The 22,304-nt window shown below is 63.5% G+C and carries 17 protein-coding genes; 11 read left to right on the forward strand and 6 right to left on the reverse strand.

Features of this window, described 5'->3' with window-relative positions; genetic code table 11:
• The first annotated feature begins 1 nt into the window (after nucleotide 1).
• From ACQRBT_RS09805 to ACQRBT_RS09850, 10 genes are all read left to right on the forward strand, one after another.
• A complete protein-coding gene (locus ACQRBT_RS09805; RefSeq protein WP_060756668.1) occupies nucleotides 2-1,291 on the forward strand; it encodes a DotU family type VI secretion system protein in 1,290 nt (429 codons plus the stop codon).
• Nucleotides 1,288-4,788, forward strand: a complete 3,501-nt coding sequence (gene tssM / locus ACQRBT_RS09810; RefSeq protein ID WP_412046219.1) for a type VI secretion system membrane subunit TssM — start codon at nucleotides 1,288-1,290, stop codon at nucleotides 4,786-4,788. The genes ACQRBT_RS09805 and tssM overlap by 4 nt, the downstream gene beginning before the upstream one ends.
• Nucleotides 4,785-5,438 carry a type VI secretion system-associated protein TagF gene (tagF, locus tag ACQRBT_RS09815; protein ID WP_090367944.1) on the forward strand — a complete coding sequence of 218 codons (654 nt, stop codon included), beginning with the start codon at nucleotides 4,785-4,787 and terminating at the stop codon, nucleotides 5,436-5,438. The genes tssM and tagF overlap by 4 nt, the downstream gene beginning before the upstream one ends.
• On the forward strand, nucleotides 5,439-6,158 hold the full coding sequence (locus ACQRBT_RS09820) for a PP2C family protein-serine/threonine phosphatase (protein ID WP_060756671.1): 720 nt from the start codon (nucleotides 5,439-5,441) through the stop codon (nucleotides 6,156-6,158).
• Nucleotides 6,155-9,121 carry a serine/threonine-protein kinase gene (locus ACQRBT_RS09825; protein WP_161548598.1) on the forward strand — a complete coding sequence of 989 codons (2,967 nt, stop codon included), beginning with the start codon at nucleotides 6,155-6,157 and terminating at the stop codon, nucleotides 9,119-9,121. The genes ACQRBT_RS09820 and ACQRBT_RS09825 overlap by 4 nt, the downstream gene beginning before the upstream one ends.
• Nucleotides 9,121-9,825: an ABC transporter ATP-binding protein gene (locus ACQRBT_RS09830; RefSeq protein WP_060756673.1), complete on the forward strand. Its 705-nt coding sequence runs from the start codon at nucleotides 9,121-9,123 to the stop codon at nucleotides 9,823-9,825. The genes ACQRBT_RS09825 and ACQRBT_RS09830 overlap by 1 nt, the downstream gene beginning before the upstream one ends.
• Complete coding sequence (locus ACQRBT_RS09835; RefSeq protein ID WP_412046218.1) at nucleotides 9,825-11,009, forward strand: ABC transporter permease; 1,185 nt, start codon at nucleotides 9,825-9,827, stop codon at nucleotides 11,007-11,009. The genes ACQRBT_RS09830 and ACQRBT_RS09835 overlap by 1 nt, the downstream gene beginning before the upstream one ends.
• A complete protein-coding gene (locus ACQRBT_RS09840; protein WP_412046217.1) occupies nucleotides 11,002-12,714 on the forward strand; it encodes a formylglycine-generating enzyme family protein in 1,713 nt (570 codons plus the stop codon). The genes ACQRBT_RS09835 and ACQRBT_RS09840 overlap by 8 nt, the downstream gene beginning before the upstream one ends.
• A gap of 84 nt (nucleotides 12,715-12,798) precedes the next feature.
• A complete protein-coding gene (gene tagQ, locus ACQRBT_RS09845; protein ID WP_060756676.1) occupies nucleotides 12,799-13,722 on the forward strand; it encodes a type VI secretion system-associated lipoprotein TagQ in 924 nt (307 codons plus the stop codon).
• Nucleotides 13,723-13,846: 124 nt separating this feature from the next.
• Nucleotides 13,847-14,224: a helicase gene (locus ACQRBT_RS09850; protein WP_104995025.1), complete on the forward strand. Its 378-nt coding sequence runs from the start codon at nucleotides 13,847-13,849 to the stop codon at nucleotides 14,222-14,224.
• A gap of 153 nt (nucleotides 14,225-14,377) precedes the next feature.
• Here ACQRBT_RS09850 and ACQRBT_RS09855 read toward each other — a convergent pair whose 3' ends face one another.
• The 6 genes from ACQRBT_RS09855 to exbB all read right to left on the reverse strand — a co-directional run bounded on the left by ACQRBT_RS09855 (nucleotide 14,378) and on the right by exbB (nucleotide 21,149).
• The gene (locus tag ACQRBT_RS09855) at nucleotides 14,378-15,778 is read right to left on the reverse strand and encodes an aminoacyl-tRNA deacylase and HDOD domain-containing protein (protein ID WP_412046216.1); all 1,401 of its coding nucleotides are present in this window, start codon (nucleotides 15,776-15,778) and stop codon (nucleotides 14,378-14,380) included.
• Nucleotides 15,779-15,854: 76 nt separating this feature from the next.
• On the reverse strand, nucleotides 15,855-17,930 hold the full coding sequence (gene recG, locus ACQRBT_RS09860) for an ATP-dependent DNA helicase RecG (RefSeq protein ID WP_060756688.1): 2,076 nt from the start codon (nucleotides 17,928-17,930) through the stop codon (nucleotides 15,855-15,857).
• A gap of 8 nt (nucleotides 17,931-17,938) precedes the next feature.
• Entirely contained in the window at nucleotides 17,939-18,859 is a 921-nt protein-coding gene (locus ACQRBT_RS09865) for a hydrogen peroxide-inducible genes activator (protein WP_016975936.1), read from the reverse strand.
• A gap of 131 nt (nucleotides 18,860-18,990) precedes the next feature.
• Nucleotides 18,991-19,740 carry an energy transducer TonB family protein gene (locus tag ACQRBT_RS09870; protein WP_411984916.1) on the reverse strand — a complete coding sequence of 250 codons (750 nt, stop codon included), beginning with the start codon at nucleotides 19,738-19,740 and terminating at the stop codon, nucleotides 18,991-18,993.
• A complete protein-coding gene (gene exbD / locus ACQRBT_RS09875) occupies nucleotides 19,737-20,162 on the reverse strand; it encodes a TonB system transport protein ExbD (RefSeq protein WP_003195519.1) in 426 nt (141 codons plus the stop codon). The genes ACQRBT_RS09870 and exbD overlap by 4 nt, the downstream gene beginning before the upstream one ends.
• 6 nt (nucleotides 20,163-20,168) lie before the next feature.
• A complete protein-coding gene (exbB, locus tag ACQRBT_RS09880; RefSeq protein WP_198761018.1) occupies nucleotides 20,169-21,149 on the reverse strand; it encodes a tonB-system energizer ExbB in 981 nt (326 codons plus the stop codon).
• A 188-nt stretch (nucleotides 21,150-21,337) separates the two neighbouring features.
• Here exbB and ACQRBT_RS09885 point away from each other — a divergent pair, with 188 nt between their 5' ends.
• A complete protein-coding gene (locus tag ACQRBT_RS09885; protein ID WP_412046215.1) occupies nucleotides 21,338-22,195 on the forward strand; it encodes an SDR family oxidoreductase in 858 nt (285 codons plus the stop codon).
• The last annotated feature ends 109 nt before the right edge of the window (nucleotides 22,196-22,304 follow it).

Genomic DNA, 22,304 nt, shown 5'->3' on the forward strand with positions numbered 1-22,304 from the left:
GATGCATCCCAATGATGATGACCGCACCCAGTTCATGCCGCGCCCGGGTGGCCGGGCGCCAGAACCTGCGCGTGCAGAACCGGCCCCGCTGTCGATGCCGGCCGCGCCGATGCTCACCGGCAAAAGCCAGGGCCTGAACCCGCTGGAAAGCGCCGCCGGCCCGTTGTTGGCGTTGCTCACACGCCTGCGCAACACCATCGCCCATCCGGCGCCGGCCAGCCTGCGCGCGCAGCTGCTGGCTTATTTGCGCCAGTTCGAAGAGCGTGCTGAAGCCGCCGGCATCCCGCGTAACGAAGTGCTGCTGGCCCGTTACGCGCTATGCACCGCCCTGGATGAAGCCGTGCTGAGCACGCCGTGGGGCAGCACCAGCGACTGGGGCAAGCAGAGCCTGTTGATCACGGTGCACAACGAAGCCTGGGGCGGTGAAAAAGTCTTCCAACTGCTCGACCACTGCCTGCAAAGCCCACGGGAACGCTTGTACCTGCTGGAGTTGTTGTACCTGTGCATGTGCCTGGGTTTCGAAGGCCGTTACCGTGTGATGAACGACGGGCGCAGCCAGTTGGACGCCCTGCGTGAGCGCACGGCGGCGACGATTCGCAGTGCCCGTGGTGAACACGAGCGCGAGCTGTCGCCGCACTGGCGCGGTGTGACGGTGGCGCGTGATCGCCTGGCGCAATTCATGCCGCCGTGGATCGCCGTGGCCATCGGCCTGGCGCTGCTGCTGGCGCTGTTGTTCGGCTTGCGCCTGAAACTGGCGTCGGATGCCGAGCCGGTATTCAAGAATATCCATGCCTTGGGCGAGATCCCGGTGCAGTCGATCGACCGTCCGGTGGCACAACCCAAAATCATCGAACGCCCACGCCTGGCCGGCTTCCTGGTGGAAGACATCAAGGCCGGTCGTGTTGCCGTGGAAGATGCGGTCGACCGTTCCGTGGTGACCATTCGTGGTGATGAACTGTTCGCCTCGGCCAGTTCCAGCATCGTCGATGACTACCAGCCACTGATGCTGCGCATTGCCGACGCCATCCGCAAAGTCAAAGGCCAGGTGCGTGTCACCGGGCACAGCGACAACCGCCCGATTGCCACGCTGCGTTTCCCGTCCAACTGGGCGTTGTCCGAAGCGCGGGCCAAGTCGGTGCTGGAGATCCTGGCGGCCAAGACCGGCCAGGCCGAGCGCTTCAGCGCCGAGGGCAGAAGCGACACCGAGCCGGTGGCTACCAATGCCACCGCCGAAGGCCGTGCCCGTAATCGTCGGGTTGAAATCACCGTATTGGCGGAGGGCGTCGAGTGAAGGCGTTTTTCAGTTTCATGATTCGCTGGGTGATCCCGGTACTGGGCCTGATCGCCCTGAGCCTGATCATCTGGTTTGTCGGGCCGCTGCTCGACCTGTTGATGCCGGAAGGGCGCCGCTGGGCGCTGATCATCCTGGTGTTTGCGGTGTGGATCGCCTACCGCGTGTTCCGCATCATCCAGGCGCGTCGGCAGGCCGCCGAAGTGATGCGCAGCCTGGCGGCGCAAACCCCGGTCGACCCCAACAGTGTCGCCACCGCCGAAGAACTCAGCACCCTGCGCCAGCGCATGGACGAGGCCCTGGCGCTGCTGAAGAAAGCCAAGCTCGGTGGTGATGAGCGGCGCAACCTCTACGAATTGCCGTGGTACGTGATCATCGGCCCACCGGGTTCGGGCAAGACCACCGCGCTGGTCAACTCCGGGCTGCATTTCCCGCTGGCGGCCCAATTGGGCGCCGGGGCCGTGCGCGGTGTCGGCGGTACGCGCAACTGCGACTGGTGGTTTACCGACCAGGCCGTGCTGCTCGATACCGCTGGCCGCTACACCACTCAAGACAGCAACTCCACGGTCGATAAAGCCGCGTGGCTGGGTTTCCTCGACCTGCTGAAAAAGCAACGCTCACGCCGCCCGATCGACGGTGCGTTCATTGCGATCAGCCTGTCGGATCTGTTGCTCGGGACTGAAGCCGAGCGCGCTGCCCACGCGGCGGCGATTCGCTTGCGTATCCAGGAGCTGTATACCCAGCTGGGCGTGCGTTTCCCCATCTACCTGATGCTGACCAAGCTCGACTTGGTGCCCGGCTTCATGGAGTTCTTCGACAACCTGAGCAAGGAAGACCGCGCCCAGGTATGGGGCATGACCTTTGCCCTGGACGACGGCAAGCACAGCGACGGCCCGCTGGCGCATCTGCAAAGCGAATTCGCAGGGCTGGAACAACGCCTCAACGAGCGCCTGGTGGAACGCCTGCAACAGGAACGCGACCCGGCGCGACGCGACCTGATCTACGGCTTCCCGCAGCAGTTCGGGGCTTTGAAGGACTGCCTGCAAAGCTTCCTCGACGGTGTGTTCAAACCCAATGCCTTCGAAGAACGCGTGCTGCTGCGCGGCGTGTACTTCACCAGCGGTACTCAGGAAGGCAGCCCGATTGATCGCCTGATCGGCGCCATGGCCCAGAGCATGAACCTGGATCGCCAGCACCTGGCCCGCCAGAGCGGCACCGGGCGCAGTTACTTCATCGAAAAACTGTTCAGCGCCGTGGCGTTTGCCGAACGTGGGCTGGTCGGGGTGAACCCGAAGGTCGAACGTCGGCGCAAGTGGATTGCACGCGGCGTCCTGGCGGCCACCGTGGCCTTGGTGGTGGTGGTCAGCAGTTTGTGGTGGGTGAGTTATCGCGCCAACCAGGCGTATATCGCCCAGGTTGACCAGAAGGTTGCGCCACTGGGCCAGGCGGTGCAGAACCTGAGCCCGGCCCAGCGTGAAGTGCTCGCCGTGCTGCCGTTGCTCAACGCCACGAAAAACCTTGCCGGCGATCCGCCCGGCTGGGCCGAAGGCTTGGGCCTGTACCAGGGCGATATGCTCGAAGCCGAATCCGGCAGCGTGTACCGCAAACTGCTGATCGCGGTGTTCGCGCCGCGTCTGGTGACGCGTATCGAAGAGCAACTGCGCGGCGGTGGCAACTCCGACTTCCTGTACGAAGGGCTCAAGGCTTACCTGATGCTTGCCGACAGCGAGCACTACGACCCGGACTTCATCAAAGCCTGGATCGCCCTGGATTGGGACCGCAGCCTGCCCCGCGATTTGCCGGCCGATCAGCGCCAGGCCTTGAGTGGGCATTTGCAGGCCCTGTTTGATCGCCATCCACCGAATGCGCGTCTCGATCCTCGGCTGATCGATGACCTGCGTCGCCAGTTGCAACAGCTGCCGGTGGCCCAACGTGTGTACGACCGGGTCAAGCGCCAGAAATTGCCCGACGGTATCCCGGACTTTCGCATCAATGAAGCCGCCGGTCGCGATGCCGCACTGGTCTTCAGTCGCAAGAGCGGCAAGCCGCTGGGTGAGCCACTCAGTGGTTTCTTCACCGCCAAGGGCTACCGCCAGGCGTTTTTGCTGAGCAGCCTGAACCAGACCGGCACGCTCGCCGAAGAGCAATGGGTGCTGGGCCGCGAGCAGGCCGATCAACAGAACGTGGTGAGCCTGGCCGGTGACGTGCGCCGCCTGTATTTCCAGGACTACCAGCGCCAATGGGACGCGCTGTTGGCAGACATCGACTTCGTACCGATCACCAGCGTGGCCCAGGCGGCCGATGTGCTGCGGGTGATTTCCGGGCCGACCTCACCGCTGAAAAAACTGTTGGTGGCGGTGGCCAAGGAAACCGACCTGCAAGCTGAGGAACGCCAGCTGGCGGCCAAAGGCGTACCAGTGGAAGGTGGCGTCGACAAGCTCAAGGAACGCCTGGGCAGCCTGCTCGGCCAGGAGCAACAGGCGGCCAGCCAGCCGCAGGTGGCGGACGATCCGGTGACCGCGCACTTTGCCGAACTCAACAGCATTGTCAGCAAGAATGAGGGCGAGCCGGCGGCCATCGACGGCCTGCTCGCGGACATGAATGCGCTGTATGTGCAGGTCAGCGCCATGGTCGGCGCCAGTGGCGATGCCTTGCTCGGCGAGGCGAAGAACCAGGCGGCGGCTGCGGCCACGCGGGTCAGCCTGAATGCCGAGCGCCAGCCACCCTTGGTGCAGGGCATGGTCAAGTCGGTGGTCAACTCCACCACCAACAGCATGATGGGCGGGGTGCGCAACCAACTGAACGCGGCCTGGGTCAGCGAAGTGGTCAACGTGTATCGCCAGTCCCTGGCCGGGCGCTACCCGATGTCGCCGGGCAGTGCGCGGGACGCGACCCTGGATGACTTTGGCCAGTTTTTCGGCGTGGGCGGGGTCATGGACAACTACTTCCGCAAGTACCTGCAGCCGTATGTGGACACCTCCACCCCAACCTGGCGCTGGCAGCCGGGCGCGGCACAAAAGCTCGGGATCGCGCCGGGTGTGCTGCAGACTTTCCAGCGCGCGGCGGCCATTCGTGATGCGTTCTTCCGCGCCGGGGGCACCCAGCCCATCGTACGCTTCGAACTCAAGCCGGTGTCGATGGACCCGACCATCACCCAGTTCCTGCTCGACCTCGACGGCCAGCAATTGAGCTATGACCACGGCCCCAGCCGCCCGGTTGCGATGCAATGGCCGAACCCCGGCAGCATTGGCGTGGTGCGTATTTCGATCATGCCGCCGTCGGCCAGTGGGCGCTCCGGTGTGACCCTGGATGGGCCGTGGGCCTGGTTCCGCCTGCTGGAGCAGTCGGACCTCACGGCCGGTAACTCGCCGGATCGCTTCAACCTGCGCCTGCGGGTCGACGGCGCAAGCATTGCCTACGAGTTACGCGCCAACAGCGCCTTCAACCCGTTCAAGAGCCGCGTGCTCAGCGGTTTCAGCCTGCCGGAGCGGTTATGACCACGCTGGGTTTCTACGGCAAGTTGGCCAGCCGCGGTGACTTCGTCAGCCGCGCCTTGCCCCAGAGTTTTATCGGCCCGTGGGACAGCTGGTTGGCGGCAGGTTTGCTCGCCAGCCAAAACAGCCTGGGCGGCGAATGGCTCAACGTGTACCTGGTCAGCCCGTTGTGGCGCTTTGTGCTGGCGCCGGGCGTGTGCGGGCCGGATGCGGCGGCGGGCGTGGTGATGCCGAGTATCGATCGGGTCGGGCGGTATTTTCCGTTGGCGGTGGTGACCCTGCTGGACCAGGACACCAATCCTGCGTCACTCGTGGGGGGGCCGGATACCTGGTTTGAGCAGGCCGAAGAGCTGTTGCTCAGTACCCTGGACGCCGATGCCACGTTCGAAAGCTTCAACGCTGGCGTCGACAAGCTGGGCCTTCCAGCCAGCGAGCTGCGAGTGGTCGACAGTCGTTTCGCCGGTTTGCAACGGATGAACGCCACGCTGCCTCACGACCGGATGACCGCGCTGGCCGAACAAGCCTGCGCCGGTGCCAGCCTCTGGTGGGGCCGCGGCTCGCAACGTATTTCCCCTGGTTTATTGCGGTGTCAGGGCTTGCCTGCCGCCGACGATTTTGCGCAGTTTTTGCTCGGACAAGAAGGTGTGGTGTAGATGGGGTCGACGTTCAAATCCGCGAGCAAAAGCCATGTGGGCATGGTGCGCCAGGTCAATGAAGACGCCTGCCTGGACCTGCCGGAAAACCGCCTGTGGGTGGTGGCCGACGGCATGGGCGGGCATGCGGCGGGTGACTATGTCAGCAGCCTGATTGTCGACAGTCTGCGTCAGGTGCCGGTAGGGCGCTCCCTCGATGAATACTCGGCGGCGCTGCGTAATGACCTGATCCGCATCAATGCGATCGTGCGTGAAGAAACCGCCAACCGTGGCGTGACCATGATGGGCAGCACCGTGGTGGTGCTGGCCGCGCGCGGCTTGCGCGGGGTGTGCCTGTGGGCCGGTGACAGTCGCCTGTACCGTTTGCGCGACGGCGTGTTGGAAAGTATTTCCCGCGACCACAGCTACGTGCAGGACCTGCAAGACAGCGGCCTGCTCAGCGAAGCCGACGCCCGCGTGCATCCACGCGCCAATATCGTCACCCGCGCGGTGGGGGTGGAAGCCCAGCTGGAGGTGGCCGTCGTCGACCTGCTGATCGCCCCCGGTGACAGCTACCTGCTGTGCAGCGACGGTCTGAACAAGACCGTCGAAGATCATGAGATCCGCGAAGTGCTGGGGCATGACGCGCCGGATGAAATCGTGCGCAGCCTGGTGCACCTGGGGCTTAACCGGGGTGCGCCGGACAACATCACCACCATTGTCGTGAAGGTGTCGCCATGAACATCGTGATCCCGGGCTATGACATCGAAGGCGAGATCGGTGAAGGCGCCATGGCCAGCGTGTACCTGGCGACCCAACGCTCGCTGGAACGCAAGGTGGCGTTGAAGGTGATGGCGGCGGCACTGGCGGCCGACCCGACCTTCTGCGAGCGTTTCCTGCGCGAGGGCAAGACCCTGGCGCGGCTGTCGCATCCGCACACCGTGACCATCCATGACATCGGCAACGTCGGTGAGCTGTATTACATGGCCATGGAATACCTGCCCAATGGCACGCTCAAGGAGCGCATTGCCGCCGGCCTGACGCCGGAGCAAGGGGTCACGCTGATCCGCCAGATCGCCTCGGCGTTGGGCTATGCGCATGCCCAGGGCCTGGTCCACCGTGACGTCAAGCCTGCCAACATCCTGTTCCGCGCCGATGGCACGGCGGTGTTGTCGGACTTCGGCATCGCCAAGTCCCTGGATGATCGTACCCAGTTCACCCAAGCCGGGTTTGCCGTGGGCACGCCCAGCTACATGAGCCCGGAGCAGGCGCGGGGCCAGGAAATTGATGGTCGCGCCGACCTGTACGCGCTCGGTGTGGTGCTCTATGAAATCCTTGTCGGCAAGCTGCCGTACAACGGCACCGATGCGCTTTCCACGGCGCTGGCGCACCTGACCGAGCCGTTGCCGGAACTGCCGGTGCACCATGGCCGTTACCAAGGGGTGCTGCGCAAGTTGTTGGCCAAGGACCCGGCTGATCGTTTCCCCGATGCGGCGGCGTTGCTGCTGGCGCTCGATCAACTGCCGGCGGACTCGTTGGAAGCCACTCTGGTGCGGCCGTTGCCGGTCCCGATGAGCTTTGATCTGGGCGGCATCACCCCTGAATCCATTGAGATTCCGAGCGCACCGCCTGAGCCTGTGCGCCAACCGGTGGTGCCACCGGCGGCGTCCCAGCATAACGAGCAGCGTCGCGGGCCGGTATTGGCGTTGGCGGCGGTGGCCGTGGCGGTGGCGCTGGCCATCGGCGGCGCCAGTTACTGGTGGTTGAGCGGCACTGATAAGCCTGCCGCGCCGCCGGCCGCCGTCGTTCCCAAAACGCCGCCGCCTGAGTTGAAACCTGTGGTCGCTGACGCGGATGGCGGTCAGCACCCCTTGCTGATGGCGGGCAAAAAGACCTTGTTCCAGCGCGTGCTCAGCAAGCCCGGCGCCAAGCTTTCCAGCGATGCCGGGGCTGCGCCCGGCAAAGCCTTGCCGGCGTTCTCCGTGCTGTATGTGTACCAACGCAAAGAGGTCGATGGCAGCCCGTGGGTACGCGTCGGCGCCGCTACCGATGGTCGCAGTGACGGTTGGTTGCCCGCCGCCCAGGTCAGCGATTGGAAGCAGAGCCTGGTGCTCAAGTTTACCGAGCGCTCGGGCCGGGCACCGGTGATGTTCCTGCGCCAGCCCGGCGAAGTGGAAAAGTTGCTGGCCGACCCCGCAGCGGCCAAAAACGTCTTGGCCAAGGCGCAGAAAAACAGCGAAGACAATCAGCAAGTGCTGGCGCTCGAGCCGACCGCCAGCGCCGTGCCGCAGAACCAGTTTTACCTGTTGCCGATCTTCGACTCCAAAGAGAGCTTCGACGAAAATGGCCAGCCGGTGCAGTTGCTCAACGTGGCGTCCATCGATCCTGGCAGCAGCGTTGCCAAGCCGGCTGTACCTTCGGTCAGTGCCGATGCGTTCCGTACCGCTGTGGTGCTGGTGGTCGACACCACCGTGTCGATGCAGCCCTACATCGACCAGGTGCGTGACGTGGTGCATGAGTTGCAAACCCGTATCGCCGAACGCGGTGAGCTGGACAGCGTCAGCTTCGGCCTGGTGGGTTTTCGCAACAGCATCAAGAAAACCCCGGGCCTGGAATATGTGGCCAAGACCTTGATCACCCTGGATCAAGGTCGCGACCCGCAGCGCTTTCTCGATATGGCGCGGCAAGTCAAAGCGTCCACGGTGTCCAGCCATTCGTTCAACGAAGACGCTTTTGCTGGGGTGATGCAGGCCGTGGATGGCATGGATTGGTCCGGCTATGGCGGGCGCATTATCCTGCTGGTCACTGACGCCGGCGCGTTGCGCAAGAACGATCCGTTCGCCGCCACCCAGATGAACGAAGCCGAGGTGCGTCAGGCCGCGTTGGGTAAGCAGATCAAGATCTACGCGCTGCACCTGCGTACCGATGCCGGCAAGAAAACCCACGCCGGTGCCGAGAGCCAGTACCGCATCCTCACGGCTGACGCCAACCCGCAGATCGGCGACCTGTACACGCCCGTGCCGGGCGGCGATGTACGCAAACTGGGCGAGCGCGTCGATGAGATCGGCACGGTGTTCGCCAACCTCGTTCATCAAGTGCGCAGCAACACACCGCAGCCGGTGCCGTTGCTGAGCAGCGCGCCGAGCCTGGCGGACAAATCCGCCGCCGTCGGCTATGCCATGCACATGGATTTCCTCGGGCGCAAAACCGCCAGCCAGGCACCGCAACTGGTCAGCGCCTGGACCGCCGACCGCGACCTGACCAACCCGGCGCTGCCGGCGTTCCAGGTGTGCGTGATGCTGACCAAGTTGCAGCTCAACGATTTGCAGCAGTCGCTGAAACTGATCGTCGACGCGGCGCGCAAAACCCAAAGCTCACCCAAGGACTTCTTCCAGGAAATCGCCAGTGCCTCGGCCTACATGAGCCGCGACCCGCAGGCGTTGCGCAAGGGCGGCAACCTGGCCGATGGCGGCCTCCTCGGCGAATACCTGGAAGGCCTGCCGTACCGCAGCAAGTCGCTGAACATGACCCAGGACTTGTGGTTGTCGTTGAGCGTGGCCGAGCAGGAAGACTTTATCGACGAGCTGGATTCGAAAATCCGCCTTTACGAAACCTTCCACAATGACCTGGCCAACTGGGTTCGTTTCGGCGATGCCGAGCCGGGTGATGCGTTGTACCGCGTGCCGTTGTCGACGTTGCCGTAATGCTGAACCTGAGCGCAATGCACAAGAGCCGGGGCGTGGGTAGCCAGCGTTACAGCCTGGTGATCCCGGCGCTGCACCTGCGCGCGGGTGAGCAACTGGCGATCGTCGGGCCCAGCGGTTGTGGCAAGAGCACCTTGCTGGATCTATTGGCGTTAGTGCTGGCGCCGGATCAGGTGGGGCAGTTCGAGTTCAATCAGCAGGACATCGGCGGGCTGTGGCGAGCGGATCGGCAATCGACGTTGGCCGAGCTGCGCAGCCGGCATCTGGGCTACGTGCTGCAAACCGGCGGATTGTTGGGGTTTCTCGATGTGCGCGGCAATATCGCCTTGTCGCGCAAACTGCTCGGTTTGCCGGATGACGGCAGCGTGACACGGCTGGCCGCGCAGTTGGAGATCAGTGACCAGTTGGCCAAGAAACCCGCTGCATTGTCGGTAGGCCAGCGTCAGCGCGTCAGTTGTGCACGCGCCCTGGCCCACGGGCCGCAACTGGTGTTGGCGGATGAGCCGACCGCGTCGCTGGACCCACTGAATGCCGAACGGGTCATGCAGGCGCTGCTGGCGCAGGCTCGCGAACACCGTGCCGCCTGCGTGATCGCCACCCATGACGAACCCTTGGCCCGTGCCAGTGGCTTGCAGGTGCGGCGCATCAGTTGCCGTCGCGACACGGATGGCGGCGTCACCGCCACCCTCGGGGAGGCCTGTTGATGCGCATCGGCTTGGTGGCGTCCCTGGCCTGGCAGGATTACCGCAATGATGCCTGGCTATCGGCCTGCTCAGTGTTGGCGTTGGTGGCGGTGATCGCGCCGTTGCTGGTGTTATTTGGCTTGAAATTTGGACTGGTTGGCAGTTTGACCGAACGTTTGGAGACCGACCCCGCTACCCGTGAAATTATTCCGTTGGGCGGTGGTCGATTCAGCGCTGCGTTTGTCGAGCAACTGGGGCAACGTAGCGACGTGGCGTTTGCCGTGCCGCGCACGCGGCAGATTGCAGCGACGGCGCAGGTCGGCACGCTGACCCTGGAAATGCTGCCGACCGCGCCGGGTGACCCGTTGCTGGCCGGTTTGCCGATGCCCAAGGGCATGGACCAGATCGTGCTGAGCCACACCGCCGCCGAAAAGCTTGCGGCACGCCCCGGCGATTGGCTGGACACCCGCTTTGCGCGGCAAGTGGCCGGGCGTGTCGAGGCCCGGGGCACGCGTGTGCAGGTGCTGGCAGTGCTGCCGTTGGAGGCGTTCGCCCGTGATGGGCTGTTTGCCGACCTGGGCCTGCTGGAAGCAGCCGAAGATTATCGCGACGGCCGTGCGGTGCCGGCGCTGGGGTGGGAAGGTGACGCGGTCGGTGCGAGTGAGCAGCGGGTGTACCCGGCATTTCGCCTGTACGCACGCCGTCTCAGCGATGTAGAAGTGTTACGTGTGTATTTCGCCGGGCAGAACCTGTTGGTATCGACCCAGGCGAACACTATCGCGCAGGTGCAGTCGTTGAGCCGCAACCTGTCGATCGTATTCTGGATCATCGCCGGTTTGGCCTTGGCGGGCGCGTTCGCGGCGATCTTCGCCGGGGCTTTGGCCGCCGTGGCGCGCAAGCGCCGGGAATTGTCGGTGTTACGCCTGTTGGGCTTTTCCACCGGTGGGCTGTTGTGGTTTGTGGTGGTGCAAGCGTTGTACAGCGCAGGTGCTGCCGCCGTGCTCAGTGCAGGGTTGTATGGCCTGGCCGAGGCGGGGTTGAATAAGCTATTTGTGCAGGTTCCGGGCGAATACGCCAGCCACCTGCTGGCGCGTCATTACGGCCTGGCCCTGGTTGCAGTCCTCGGCGTCAGCGCCGTGGCGGCGGCCTGTGGTGGTTGGCGTGTGGCGCGGATCCAGGCTTCTGAAGGAATCAGAGATGTATAAGTTACTGGGTGCCTGTGTGGTGCTGAGCCTGGCCTCGCTGGCCTGGGCTGATGAGGCGAGCGACAAGCTCGACAATCCAAAACCGCTGCCGGACGACGTGAGCCTGCCGCTGCCGTGCGAAGGCAACATGGTGTTCCGCTACGCCTACGTACTCGCCCAGGGCACCCTGGACGATCGCGAAATCAGTCTTGGCTACCCCTTCGCCGAAGGCGAGGCGGGTTACCAGCAATCGTTTATTTCCGGCTACCGGCGCGACTTCATCAACGGCCAGTTCACCCTCAAGGATCTGCCCAAGGATTGGAACAACGTCATTGCGCCCTTGATGCCGAAGGCCGACGCCAAGACCCCGCTCAAGCCCATGCTGTACTTCATCGGCAAGTACGAAGTGACCGCCCGCCAATATGCTGCGGTGATGGCCCAGGCGCAGTCCCTGGCCAGTGGTGAACCGGCGCCGGCCTGCGACATTCCCACCGGCATGGCGGCGCGGCTGCCCAAGGTGAAGCTGTCACGCTTTGAAGCCGAACGCTTCTCGGCGGTGTACAGCGCCTGGTTGATGAAATACCACCGTGATTTGCTGCCGGTCAGCGGTCGCGGCTCTTCGGCGGAAGACGGTGGCCTGGGGTTTGTGCGCCTGCCCACCGAAGTGGAATGGGAATACGCCGCACGCGGCGGGCAGGCGGTGAGCCGCCAGGAGTTGGAGGGCCGCTTGTTCCCTCGGCGTGTCGAAGGCCATGAAGGCGAAGGCCCGCTGGCGGATTACGCGGTGTTCAACCAGGTGGCCGGCGGCACCGGCCAGGCTGCACGCCTGATGCCCATCGGTACTAAGTTGCCCAACCCGATCGGCCTGTTCGATGTGATCGGCAACGCTGCGGAGATGGTCCAGGAGTCCTTCCAGTTGGTGCACGCCGGGCGACGCCAGGGCACCTACGGCGGCTTTGTGGTCAAGGGCGGCAATTACCTCGAAGGCGAGGGCACGCTGTTTACCGGCATGCGCCGTGAGTACCCGCTGTTCGCCGCCGACGGCACCGAGCAAAGCAATGAGACCACCGGTTTCCGTGTGGCGATCGGCGCGCTGTCGGCGCCGCGTTCGCGCTACAAGGAGCTGTTTGCCCAATGGCAGAAAGAAGGGCGCCTGGCCGCACTGACCGATGCCATCGACGAAGCCCAGGACCCGACCAAGCGCCTGGACACCATCATTGCCGCCAGTGTCGACCCCAAGCTGCAAGCCGAGTTGGGGCTGGTCAACGAAGAGCTCAAGCGCAACGTCTCGCTGATCGCCCAGCAACGCGAAGAGGCGGCGGGCAACCTGATCCAGTCCGCTGCGTTGGTGGCCGAGACCATCAGCAACTACAACATCCGCCTGATCAACCTGCAGAAGAGCCGCGATCAGGCGGTCGCCAACAAGGACGAAGCCAGTGCGACGCTGTTCGCTACGGCCATCGACAATGGCCGCAGCGCCCTCGACGGCGCGGTGGCGATCTATATCGACAACCTGGCCACCGGCACGCGCTATACCGATGCGGTGATCCAGGCTCAGTTTCAACGGATCAAGGAAGAGTTGGATCGCAAACCTGTGCTCGGCAAGAGCTTGGTGACGCGCGCGACACTGTTCGTTCGCCATGTCGGCAACTACCGCAAGCAACAGCGGGCCGACCCGGCAACGATCTTGAAGGAACTGCTCGCAGCGAGCGGTCAGCGGTCTTGACCGTTGGTTGTGCGGCGAGCTTGGAAGGGACTCAGGCGGCGGTGGGCCGTGCTGGGCAAGTCAAACTTAACAGAGATCACACCTATGCTTTTTTCCCGTAAGGCGGTTTCCAAGCGTCACCTGCTGCTGATCGCAGCCGGTTTCAGTACCGTATTGACTGGTTGCGCCACGTCACCGGCGTCCAAGGTCGCGTCGAGCACCAAGGTCGAGTACTACCCGAACTGCTACGAGCCGGTGCAGCACCTGCGCGCCACCGATTCGAACATGACCAAGTCGGTGGTGACCGGTGCGGCCATCGGCGCGGCCGGTGGTGCATTGCTGGGTGCCCTGACCGGCGACGCCGACAAGCGCGGTCGTAACGCGGCCATTGGTGCTGCGGGCGGTGCACTGGCTGGCGGCGCGGCGGGTTACTACACCGAGCGTCAAAAGCAGATCGCCGATGACAAGCAGCGCATCGCGTCCTACTCCACCGACTTCAATAAAAGCGCGTCCGACATCGACCGCAGCACCGCTTACGCCAAAGCGTCCCAGCAGTGCTATCAGAGCGCGTTCACCCAGCTGGTGAATGACCGCAAGGCCAAGACCGTCAACGACACCGAAGGCCGCAAGCGCCTGGCGGAAATCGTCGCGGGCCTGAAGGAGTCCAACGACCTGATCGTCGCGGTCAACGGCAAGGCCAGTGAAGACCTGAACAACTACACCCAGGCTTATGAGAAAGACCTGCAACAGGTTGGCGTGCAACGCACCGACGTGGTCACCGTCGCCACCGCCGACACCACGCCTGTGGTAGCGCCGACCAAGGGTAAGAAAGCCGTAAAACCTGCGAAAAAGCCGGTGCTGCCAACCGTGCCTAAAGAAGCGGTCACTACCGAGAAGAGCATCCAGACCGTGCAGGCCAAGCAAGCTGAAAGCAAGCAGGTTGCCAGCGCCGGCAAGGCCCAGATCGAAGGTACTTGCCGCGATCCGAACTTGGCCGACTGGGCGCCGGTGCCTTGCCCTAACGTTTAAGCAAGATGTTGCTATAAGCGTTAAACGCCTGCCGATCTCCCGCTAAAGCGCGAGATCGGTGGCGTTCTGCCTGCAAATCGTTACACTGCTGCGGCCACTTAACAAATACACCGAGGCCGTGTGCATGAAATTTCGTCTTCTGCTGTGGGTGCTGGGCCTGATGATGGGCAAAGCCAGCCGCACCAATCCTGCCTTCCAGCAACAGTTGGGTGATAAAGACCTGGCGTTCCAGTTGCAGACCCTCGACGGCAAGGTTGCCCGTCACTTCATCGTCAAAGACCAGCGCATCACCAGCCGTTCGGGTGTGCACCCGTCACCGGCATTTGCCATCGCCTTCAAAGACGCTGCTTATGGCTTTGCCACGATGCAGGCGAAGAACAAGCAACTGGCGTTCATGACGGGGATTCAGGACAAGTCGATCCAGATCAAGGGAAACCCGGCGCTGGTAATCTGGTTCCAGGGCTTGACCAAATATTTGAAGCCGAAGAAAAAGAAAGCCTGACACCGCTTTGTAGTGAGCGGGCTTGCCCCGCGCTGGGTGGCGCAGCCGCCCTAAACCCAGGCACCTCGGTCTCTCTGAAACACCGCGGCGTTGCTGTTGGGGTGGCTTTGCCACCCAGCGCGGGGCAAGCCCGCTCACTACACAAGCTGAGCGTCAGCCTTGGTTGAACTGCGATGCCAACTCGCGCAACAACACCTCGGCATCCAGCACTTTACCCACCACGTCCTCTGCCTTGTCACGGCTCAACCCGAGGCGCTCGAGCAGCGCCTCCGGGATCGCTTCATCCGGCCCGGAACCGATGCCACGGCTGCGCAGCAAACGTACGGCCAGGCACACCAGGTTCGGGTACTCGGCGTATTGGCCATCGTAGGCCGGGTCGTGCTGGAAGCGCAGGGCGGTGGACAGTTCGTCCGGCATGTCCCAGTAGCGCATCAGCCAGGCGCCGATCTGCTCGCGGCTGATGCCCAGCAGGTGCTGTTCGACATAGCTGTGGCACAGGTGCGGGTTGACCTCCAGGTGGCGGCAGATCAACGAGAAATGCGGCGGAAACACGTGGGCCAGCAGCAGGTAACCGAAGTTGTGCAGCAAGCCGGCCAGGTAGGTCAGGCCGGCTTCCGGGCGCTGGGAGCGCGGCATGGCGCGGGTCAGGCCTTCGATCACGGCGGCGGTGTAGATCGATTGGTGCCAGTACGGGGTGGCCTGGTGCGGATGGTCTTTGGGCAGGCTCAGGGTCTTGCCCAGGGCCAGGCCAAGCGCCAGGTTGATCACCAGGTCAAAGCCCAGCACACGCACGATGGCGTCTTCCACTGAGCGAATCTTGCCTGGCGAGGCGTAGTACGGCGACGCGGCCCAGCTCACCACTTGGGCAGCCAGGGCCGGGTCGGTTTCGACCACGCCGGTAATGTCATCGATGGTGGCGTTGGGGTCGACGCGCAACTTGATGATTTTTTGCGCGGTATCGGCCAGCGGCGGAATTTCGATGGTCGCTTCCAGGCGTTGCTGGATACGACGGGCGGTAAACGCCTGCATCGCCTGGGTAATTTCCTCGCGGTCATCATTGGGACGATCGAGGTTAGGGCGGATGTTGCTCAACGGCTCGCCGAAGTGCCCGGCGCTGGCCTTGGTGAGCATGGTCTTGAACATGTCGCTGGCAATTTCCAGCAGCAGCCCGGCTTCGCCCGAATGCACCAGCAGGCTCGGTTCGTTGAGCAAGCTGCCTTCGTACAGGCATGGCGAGCTGGTGAGCGCGGGCAGCCCGGGTAGCAGGCTCAATTCATGCTTGCCCAGCATGCGTTCGATGCGCTCCGGCGCTACGGCCGTCAGGCGGCGCCCGGTCAGTTCGGCCAAGCGGTTGAGGTCAAGCAACTGGTTCTGGGGGAACAGCACCATGAGAGCGCCAACGGCATCTTCCAGCAGTACCACCTGGACCTTTCGCGCGGGATTCAGGCCAGGTTGTTCGGCAACTTCCGTGTAGGGGATGGCGAGCTTTGCGAGCAGAGCCCGAATGACCGGCGGAGCGGTCAGTGGGGCTGTGGCGAGGGCTACTTCTGACATGGCCTGATCCAAATTCGTACAGTCCAAGAAGTATAACCAGCTTGATACAGGTGTTGGTCGGAAAGTGAGGCAGGCGTCACACTTGGCCGTATTGCTGTCCATGTCGTAGCCAACGATTCAGCAATGGGCTGACATGCTCCGGCCAGCGCTCCAGTAGCGCTTGTGCCGCGTCACGCACGGCGGGCAACAGGTCGGCGTCACGCATCAGGTCGGCGACCTTGAATTGCAGCAGGCCGGTCTGGCGGGTGCCGAGCATTTCGCCGGGGCCGCGCAGTTCGAGGTCTTTCTCGGCGATGACAAAACCGTCGTTGGTTTCACGCATGATGCCCAGGCGCTGACGACCGATTTGCGACAGCGGCGGGTGATACAGCAGCACGCAATGGCTGGCCGCGCTGCCCCGGCCGACACGGCCGCGCAGCTGGTGCAATTGCGCCAGGCCCAGGCGCTCGGGGTTTTCGATGATCATCAGGCTGGCGTTGGGTACGTCCACACCCACCTCGATTACCGTGGTGGCCACCAGCAGTTGCAGGTTGCCGGCCTTGAATTCGGCCATCACCGCGGCTTTTTCCGCAGGCTTCATGCGGCCGTGGATCAACCCGACCTTCAATTCGCCCAAGGCGCTGCTGAGGTCTTCGTACGTGGTTTCGGCGGCCTGGCAGGTCAGTTCTTCGGACTCTTCGATCAGCGTGCACACCCAATAGGCCTGACGACCTTCGGCGCAGGCCCCGCGTACGCGCTCGATTACTTCCACGCGGCGGGTGTCGGTGACCAGGACGGTATTGACGGGGGTACGGCCGGGAGGCAGTTCGTCGAGGATCGAGGTGTCGAGGTCGGCATAGGCGCTCATGGCCAGGGTGCGCGGGATCGGGGTGGCGGTCATGATCAACTGGTGCGGGTTCATGCGCCCGCCCACGCCTTTCTGGCGCAGAGCCAGGCGCTGCTGCACGCCGAAGCGGTGTTGCTCGTCGATGATCACCAGTGCCAGGTTCTTGAACTGCACTTCGTCTTGGAACAATGCGTGGGTGCCGACCACCATCGGCGCACCTGCGGCGATCTGTTCCAGCGCCGCCGCACGGTTCTTGCCCTTGAGCTTGCCGGCCAGCCACGCGACTTCCAGACCCAAGGGTTCGAGCCAGCGTTTGAAGGTAATGAAATGCTGTTCGGCAAGGATCTCCGTAGGCGCCATCAGCGCGACCTGGTAACCGGCCTCCAGTGCTTGCAGGGCGGCGAGGGCGGCGACCACGGTCTTGCCGGCGCCTACGTCGCCCTGGATCAGGCGCAGCATCGGTTCCTGCTGGCTCAAGTCGTAGGCGATTTCATTGCCGACGCGCTGTTGTGCTCCGGTCGGGGTAAAGCCGAGGTTGGCCAAGTAGAGTGCGGGCAAACGCGTGGCCTTGGGCATCGCCGGCGCGCGCAGCGAGCGCATGCTCTCGCGCAGACGTTGCTGGGACAGTTGGTGGGTCAGCAGTTCTTCGAAGGCCAGGCGGTGCTGGGCCCAGTGATGACCCAGGGCCAGTTCGTCGACATCGGCGTCGGCGGGTGGGTGATGCAGGTAGCGGATCGCATCGTCCAGGGGCGCCAATTGGTAATCGCGGGCAAGCTCCAGGGGCAGCCAGTCGGGCAGGCTCTTCGGGCCGAGCATCGTCAGGGTCTGCATGCACAGCTGGCGCAGGCGTTGTTGAGTCAAGCCTTCGGTGAGCGGGTAGATGGGCGTCAGCGTGGTATCTACCGGCGGCGGCTCGTCGCCAGTGATGGCGCGGTATTCCGGATGGTAGATCTCCAGGCCCGAGGCGCCGGGGCGCGCCTCACCGTAGCAGCGTACGCGGGTGCCGCGCTTGAGGCCCTCTTTCTGTGCGTTGCTGAAGTGGTAGAAGCGCAGGCTCAGCCCGCCGGTGCCGTCCTGCAGGCGTACCACCAGGCTGCGGCGCTTGCCCATGACCACGTCGGCACCGCTGACGGTGCCTTCGATCACCGCATCCTGCCCAGGCCGCAACTGGCCGATAGGTACCACGCGGGTGCGGTCCTGATAGCGCAGCGGCAGGTGGAACAGCACGTCCTGGAGGTTTTCCAGGCCGACCTTGGCCAGTTTTTCGGCCATGGCTTCACCGACACCCTTGAGTGCCGTCACCGACACCTGCGACAGTTCAGTCATACGACGTGTCAGCTCGCAGCCGTCGGCTTGGCCACCGAGCACAGGCGGATCGAGTCGGCGAGGATCTCAATGGCCTTGGGCCGCGGGAAACTGGCGCGCCAGGCAATGGCCACGGTACGGAACGGCACGGGTGGCGTGAGCGGGCGCACTTCGATCACGCCGGGGGCGTAGTGATGGCTGTCCACTGCCGACAGCGGCAGGATCGAAATGCCCAGGCCGGAGGCGACCATGTGGCGAATCGTCTCCAGGGAGCTGGACTCCACGGTGGTGTGCTTGGCGCCGTCGTTGCCCTTGGTCAGGGTCGGGCAGGCTTCGAGCACCTGGTCGCGGAAGCAGTGGCCTTCGCCGAGCAGCAACAGGCTCTTGTCGTTGAGCAGGCCGGCGTCGATCGTGTCTTTCTGCGTCCATGGGTGCGAGGCCGGCATCAGCACATAGAACGGCTCGTCATAGAGCGGCAGGGTCAGCACGTCTGCTTCGTTGAATGGCAGGGCAATGATGATCGCGTCCAGCTCACCGTTGCGCAGCTTGTCGCGCAGCACATGAGTGAAGTTTTCTTCGATGTACAACGGCATCTGCGGTGCAACGCGATGCAGTTGCGGAATCAGGTGCGGGAACAGGTAGGGGCCGACCGTATAGATGGCGCCAACCTTCAGAGGCGCGGTCAGCTGGTTCTTGCCGGCCTGGGCCAGCTCGCGAATGCTCTGCGCCTGCTCCAGGACTTTCTGGGCCTGGGCCACAATGCCTTCACCCACCGGGGTGAGGCGCACGGCGCTTTTGCTGCGCTCGAAGATCAGCACACCGAGTTCGTCTTCAAGCTTTTTCACGCCCACCGACAGGGTCGGTTGGCTGACATGGCAACGCTCGGCCGCATGGCCGAAGTGCTGCTCTTGGGCGAGGGTCACGATGTAGCGTAATTCTGTAAGAGTCATAGCGGGCGTCCATGAGGTACAGCCCAAGCATACCGGCTGCAATCGATAGACGCACGTTATCAGAACTTTGGTGGGGATTGAGTGGGGATTTTGCTGAAGGTGGTGAGAGTTGCCCCTCACCACGCTCAGCGTTACCGGCGGCGCTTTTCGATGTTGTAGACGAAGGGCGCAACGATTTCGATGCTGCCACCTTTCAACATGTCGGCCGGCGGCTTGGGCAGTGGCTGGGCACGACGGATCATGTCCAGGGTCGCACGGTCCAGGTCGGCGTTGCCGGAGCGGCCTACCAACTCATAGGACAGCACATTGCCCTCTCCATCGACCACGAAGCGCAAGCGGTTCAGGCCTTCCTTGCCGCTGCGCTGGGCGCTTGGCGGGTACTTCTTGTACTTCTGCAGATGCGCCAGCAGGGCACCTTCCCAGGATGCTTTGGCGGCGACCTGTTGGGGTGACGGGCCGGGCACCGGCTGGGCCGACTTTTCTGCAGGCGCGTTGGTCGGTGGTGTTTCACTCGGCGGCTCTTCGGAAGGTTTCTCCTTGGGCGGCTCGGGCTTCTTCTCTACCGGTTTGGGCGGCGCAGGCTTGGGCTTGGGTTTGACCGGCTTGGGCACCTGGATCGTTGGCTTGGGCGCCTCGGCCAGTTTCGGCAGGGGCAGCTCTTCCACCGGAGCGGGCGGTTGCGGCGGCGTGATGACCTTGGGCGGCGCCGGCGGTGGTGGTGCCGGCATCGGCGCCAGGTCGATGACCATGGCCGCCGGCGGCAGCTGCACCGGATGCGGCGCGGACCATTGGAGCGCGATGATGATCGCGACGGCATGCACGCCCAGCACGACGGCAAGGCTGGTGCCATAACGCGTCAGTTTGTGGCGCGTCGTGATCATTTCTTGGCTGCCGTCTCAAGTCCGACCAGGCCCACCTTGAGGTAGCCGGCTGCCCGCAGGGCATCCATCACGCTCATCAGGTCGCCGTAGTCCACGCCCTTGTCGGCCTGGAAGAAGATCGTCGTGTCTTTCTTGCCTTGGGTCTTGGCGTCGAGCACCGGGCCCAGGGTTTCAGCCTTGACCTCTTCTTCACCCAGGAACAGGCGTTGGTCCGCCTTGACGCTGAGGAAGATCGGTTTCTCCGGCCGCGGCGCGGGCTTGGCGCTGGACGCGGGCAGGTCGACCTTGATGTCTACAGTCGCCAGTGGAGCCGCCACCATGAAGATGATCAGCAGCACCAGCATCACGTCGATAAACGGCGTGACATTGATCTCGTGGTTCTCGACGAGCTCGTCGTCGCCTTGATTCAAATGCAGGCCCATGGCCGATTACCCCACTTTCACCATGTGCGGTTGCGAGCTGCGCTCGGTAGGCAGGTGATCGAGGTCGCGGCTGACCAGCAACAGGACTTCTGCCGACGCATCCGACACCTGCGCCTTGTAGCCGGCAATCGAACGGGCGAACACGTTGTAGATCACCACCGCAGGAATCGCCGCAACCAGACCCAGGGCGGTAGCCAGCAAGGCTTCTGCGATACCGGGGGCTACGACGGCGAGGTTGGTGGTCTGGGTTTTGGCGATACCGATGAAGCTGTTCATGATGCCCCATACGGTGCCGAACAGGCCGACGAATGGCGCGGTAGAGCCGATGGTCGCGAGTACACCGGTGCCGCTGCTCATGTTGCGACCGCAGGCGGCCACCAGGCGCTCCAGGCGGAAGCTTACGCGCTCCTTGATGCCTTCTTTTTCACGCGTGTTGGCCGACAGGCGCATTTCTTCCAGTGCGTCGTGTACCAGCAGGTTGGCCAGGGTGCCCTTCTTGGTCGCGGTGTCGCTCGCTTCCTTGAGGGTGGTGGCCTTTTTCAGGTGGGCGATTTCACTGCGCAGACGACGCTTGGCGCCCAGCAGTTCAAAGCCTTTGGCGATCCAGATGGTCCAGGTAATGATCGAGGCGATAGCCAGGCCGATCATCACGGCTTTTACCACCACGTCAGCGTTCTGGTACATGCCCCACGGCGACAGGTCATGGGCCATGCCCAGGGTGTTGTCTTCTTCCAGCACAACGCCGGGTTCGGCGGCAGGCGCTGGAGTGGCGGCCTGTGTTGGGTCAGTGGCAACCGGTGCGGCGGCAGGAGCCGCCGGGGTTGCAGTGCTGTGCTCGGCAGTGGCCGGAGCGGCTGGGGCGGTGGCGTCAGCGAATGCGGCGGTCGGCGCCAGCAGTACGCTGAACAGCATCGCAGCCACCGCACGCCAGGCGCGGGAGGGGCTGTGAAGCAGGGTTGGCGAAGCGGGGTTGATATTACGTGTCATGCTGGCCGGACCTGAGAGAAGAAAATGGGTGATCGCCCTTCCAGACCCGTTGGGCCGAGGACAAATGGGCGGTCATTATTGCAAGTAATTCTTGTTAACTAAAGTAATACAGTTACTTTATTTGTCCTTTTGCTGGCCGCTGGTCATCTTCGGCGGCTAATCTGCGCCTTTAAGAACGGAGTTTTGAAATGTCTGCGCCTTCTGTTGTGATTGCCGGTTGCGGTGATGTGGGTAGTCGGTTGGCTAGCCAATTGCTGGCCTCGGAATGGGAGGTTCACGGCCTGCGTCGCGATATTTCGCGGCTGCCCGACGGCGTAATCGGCATTGCCGGTGACCTGTTCAACAAGGACTGCCCTGACACCTGGCCGATCGGCGGGGTTGATTACCTGGTGTATTGCGCTGCCGCAACGGACCACGATGAAGCCGGCTACCGCGCCGCTTATGTGCAAGGCTTGCAGCATGTGCTGGAGTGGCTGCAGGACTACGGCCAGGCGCCGAAGCACCTGTTGTTTGTGTCCAGCAGCAGTGTGTATGGACAGCAGAACGGTGAGTGGGTCGATGAAACCTCCGACACTCAGGCCAAAGGTTACTCCGGCCAAGTGATGCTGGAGGCTGAGCATGTCGCCCTCAACAGCGGTATCCCCGCGACCATCGTGCGCTTGACCGGTATCTACGGCCCGGGCCGAGAGTGGCTGTTGACCCAGGTTCGCCAAGGTTATCGCGTGGCGATCGAGCCACCTTTGTATGGCAACCGGATCCATGCGGATGATGCGGCAGGCCTGCTGGCGTTTTTGTTGCGCCATGTGGAGCAGGGGGGGGCGCTGGACAAGATCTATATCGGTGTCGACGATGCGCCCGCGCCGCTGGCTGAAGTGGTGGCTTGGCTACGCGAGTACCTGGGTGTGACCGAATGGGCCGAAGACGCCAGTGTGCGGCGTGCCGGCAGCAAGCAATGCAGTAATGCTCGAGCTAAAGCACTGGGTTGGCGCCCGGCCTATCCGAGTTACCGCGAAGGGTATGCAGCGATTCTTGAAGGTAAGAGCTGAATAAAACGGCTGATTCTTGTAGTGAGCGGGCTTGCCCCGCGCTGGGTGGCAAAGCCGCCCCAACAAAGACGCCGCAGTATTTCAGGAGGTCCGAGGTGCCTGGGTTTGG

It is taken from the genome of Pseudomonas sp. R19M, from assembly GCF_050312585.1.
Classification (GTDB): domain Bacteria; phylum Pseudomonadota; class Gammaproteobacteria; order Pseudomonadales; family Pseudomonadaceae; genus Aquipseudomonas; species Aquipseudomonas palleroniana.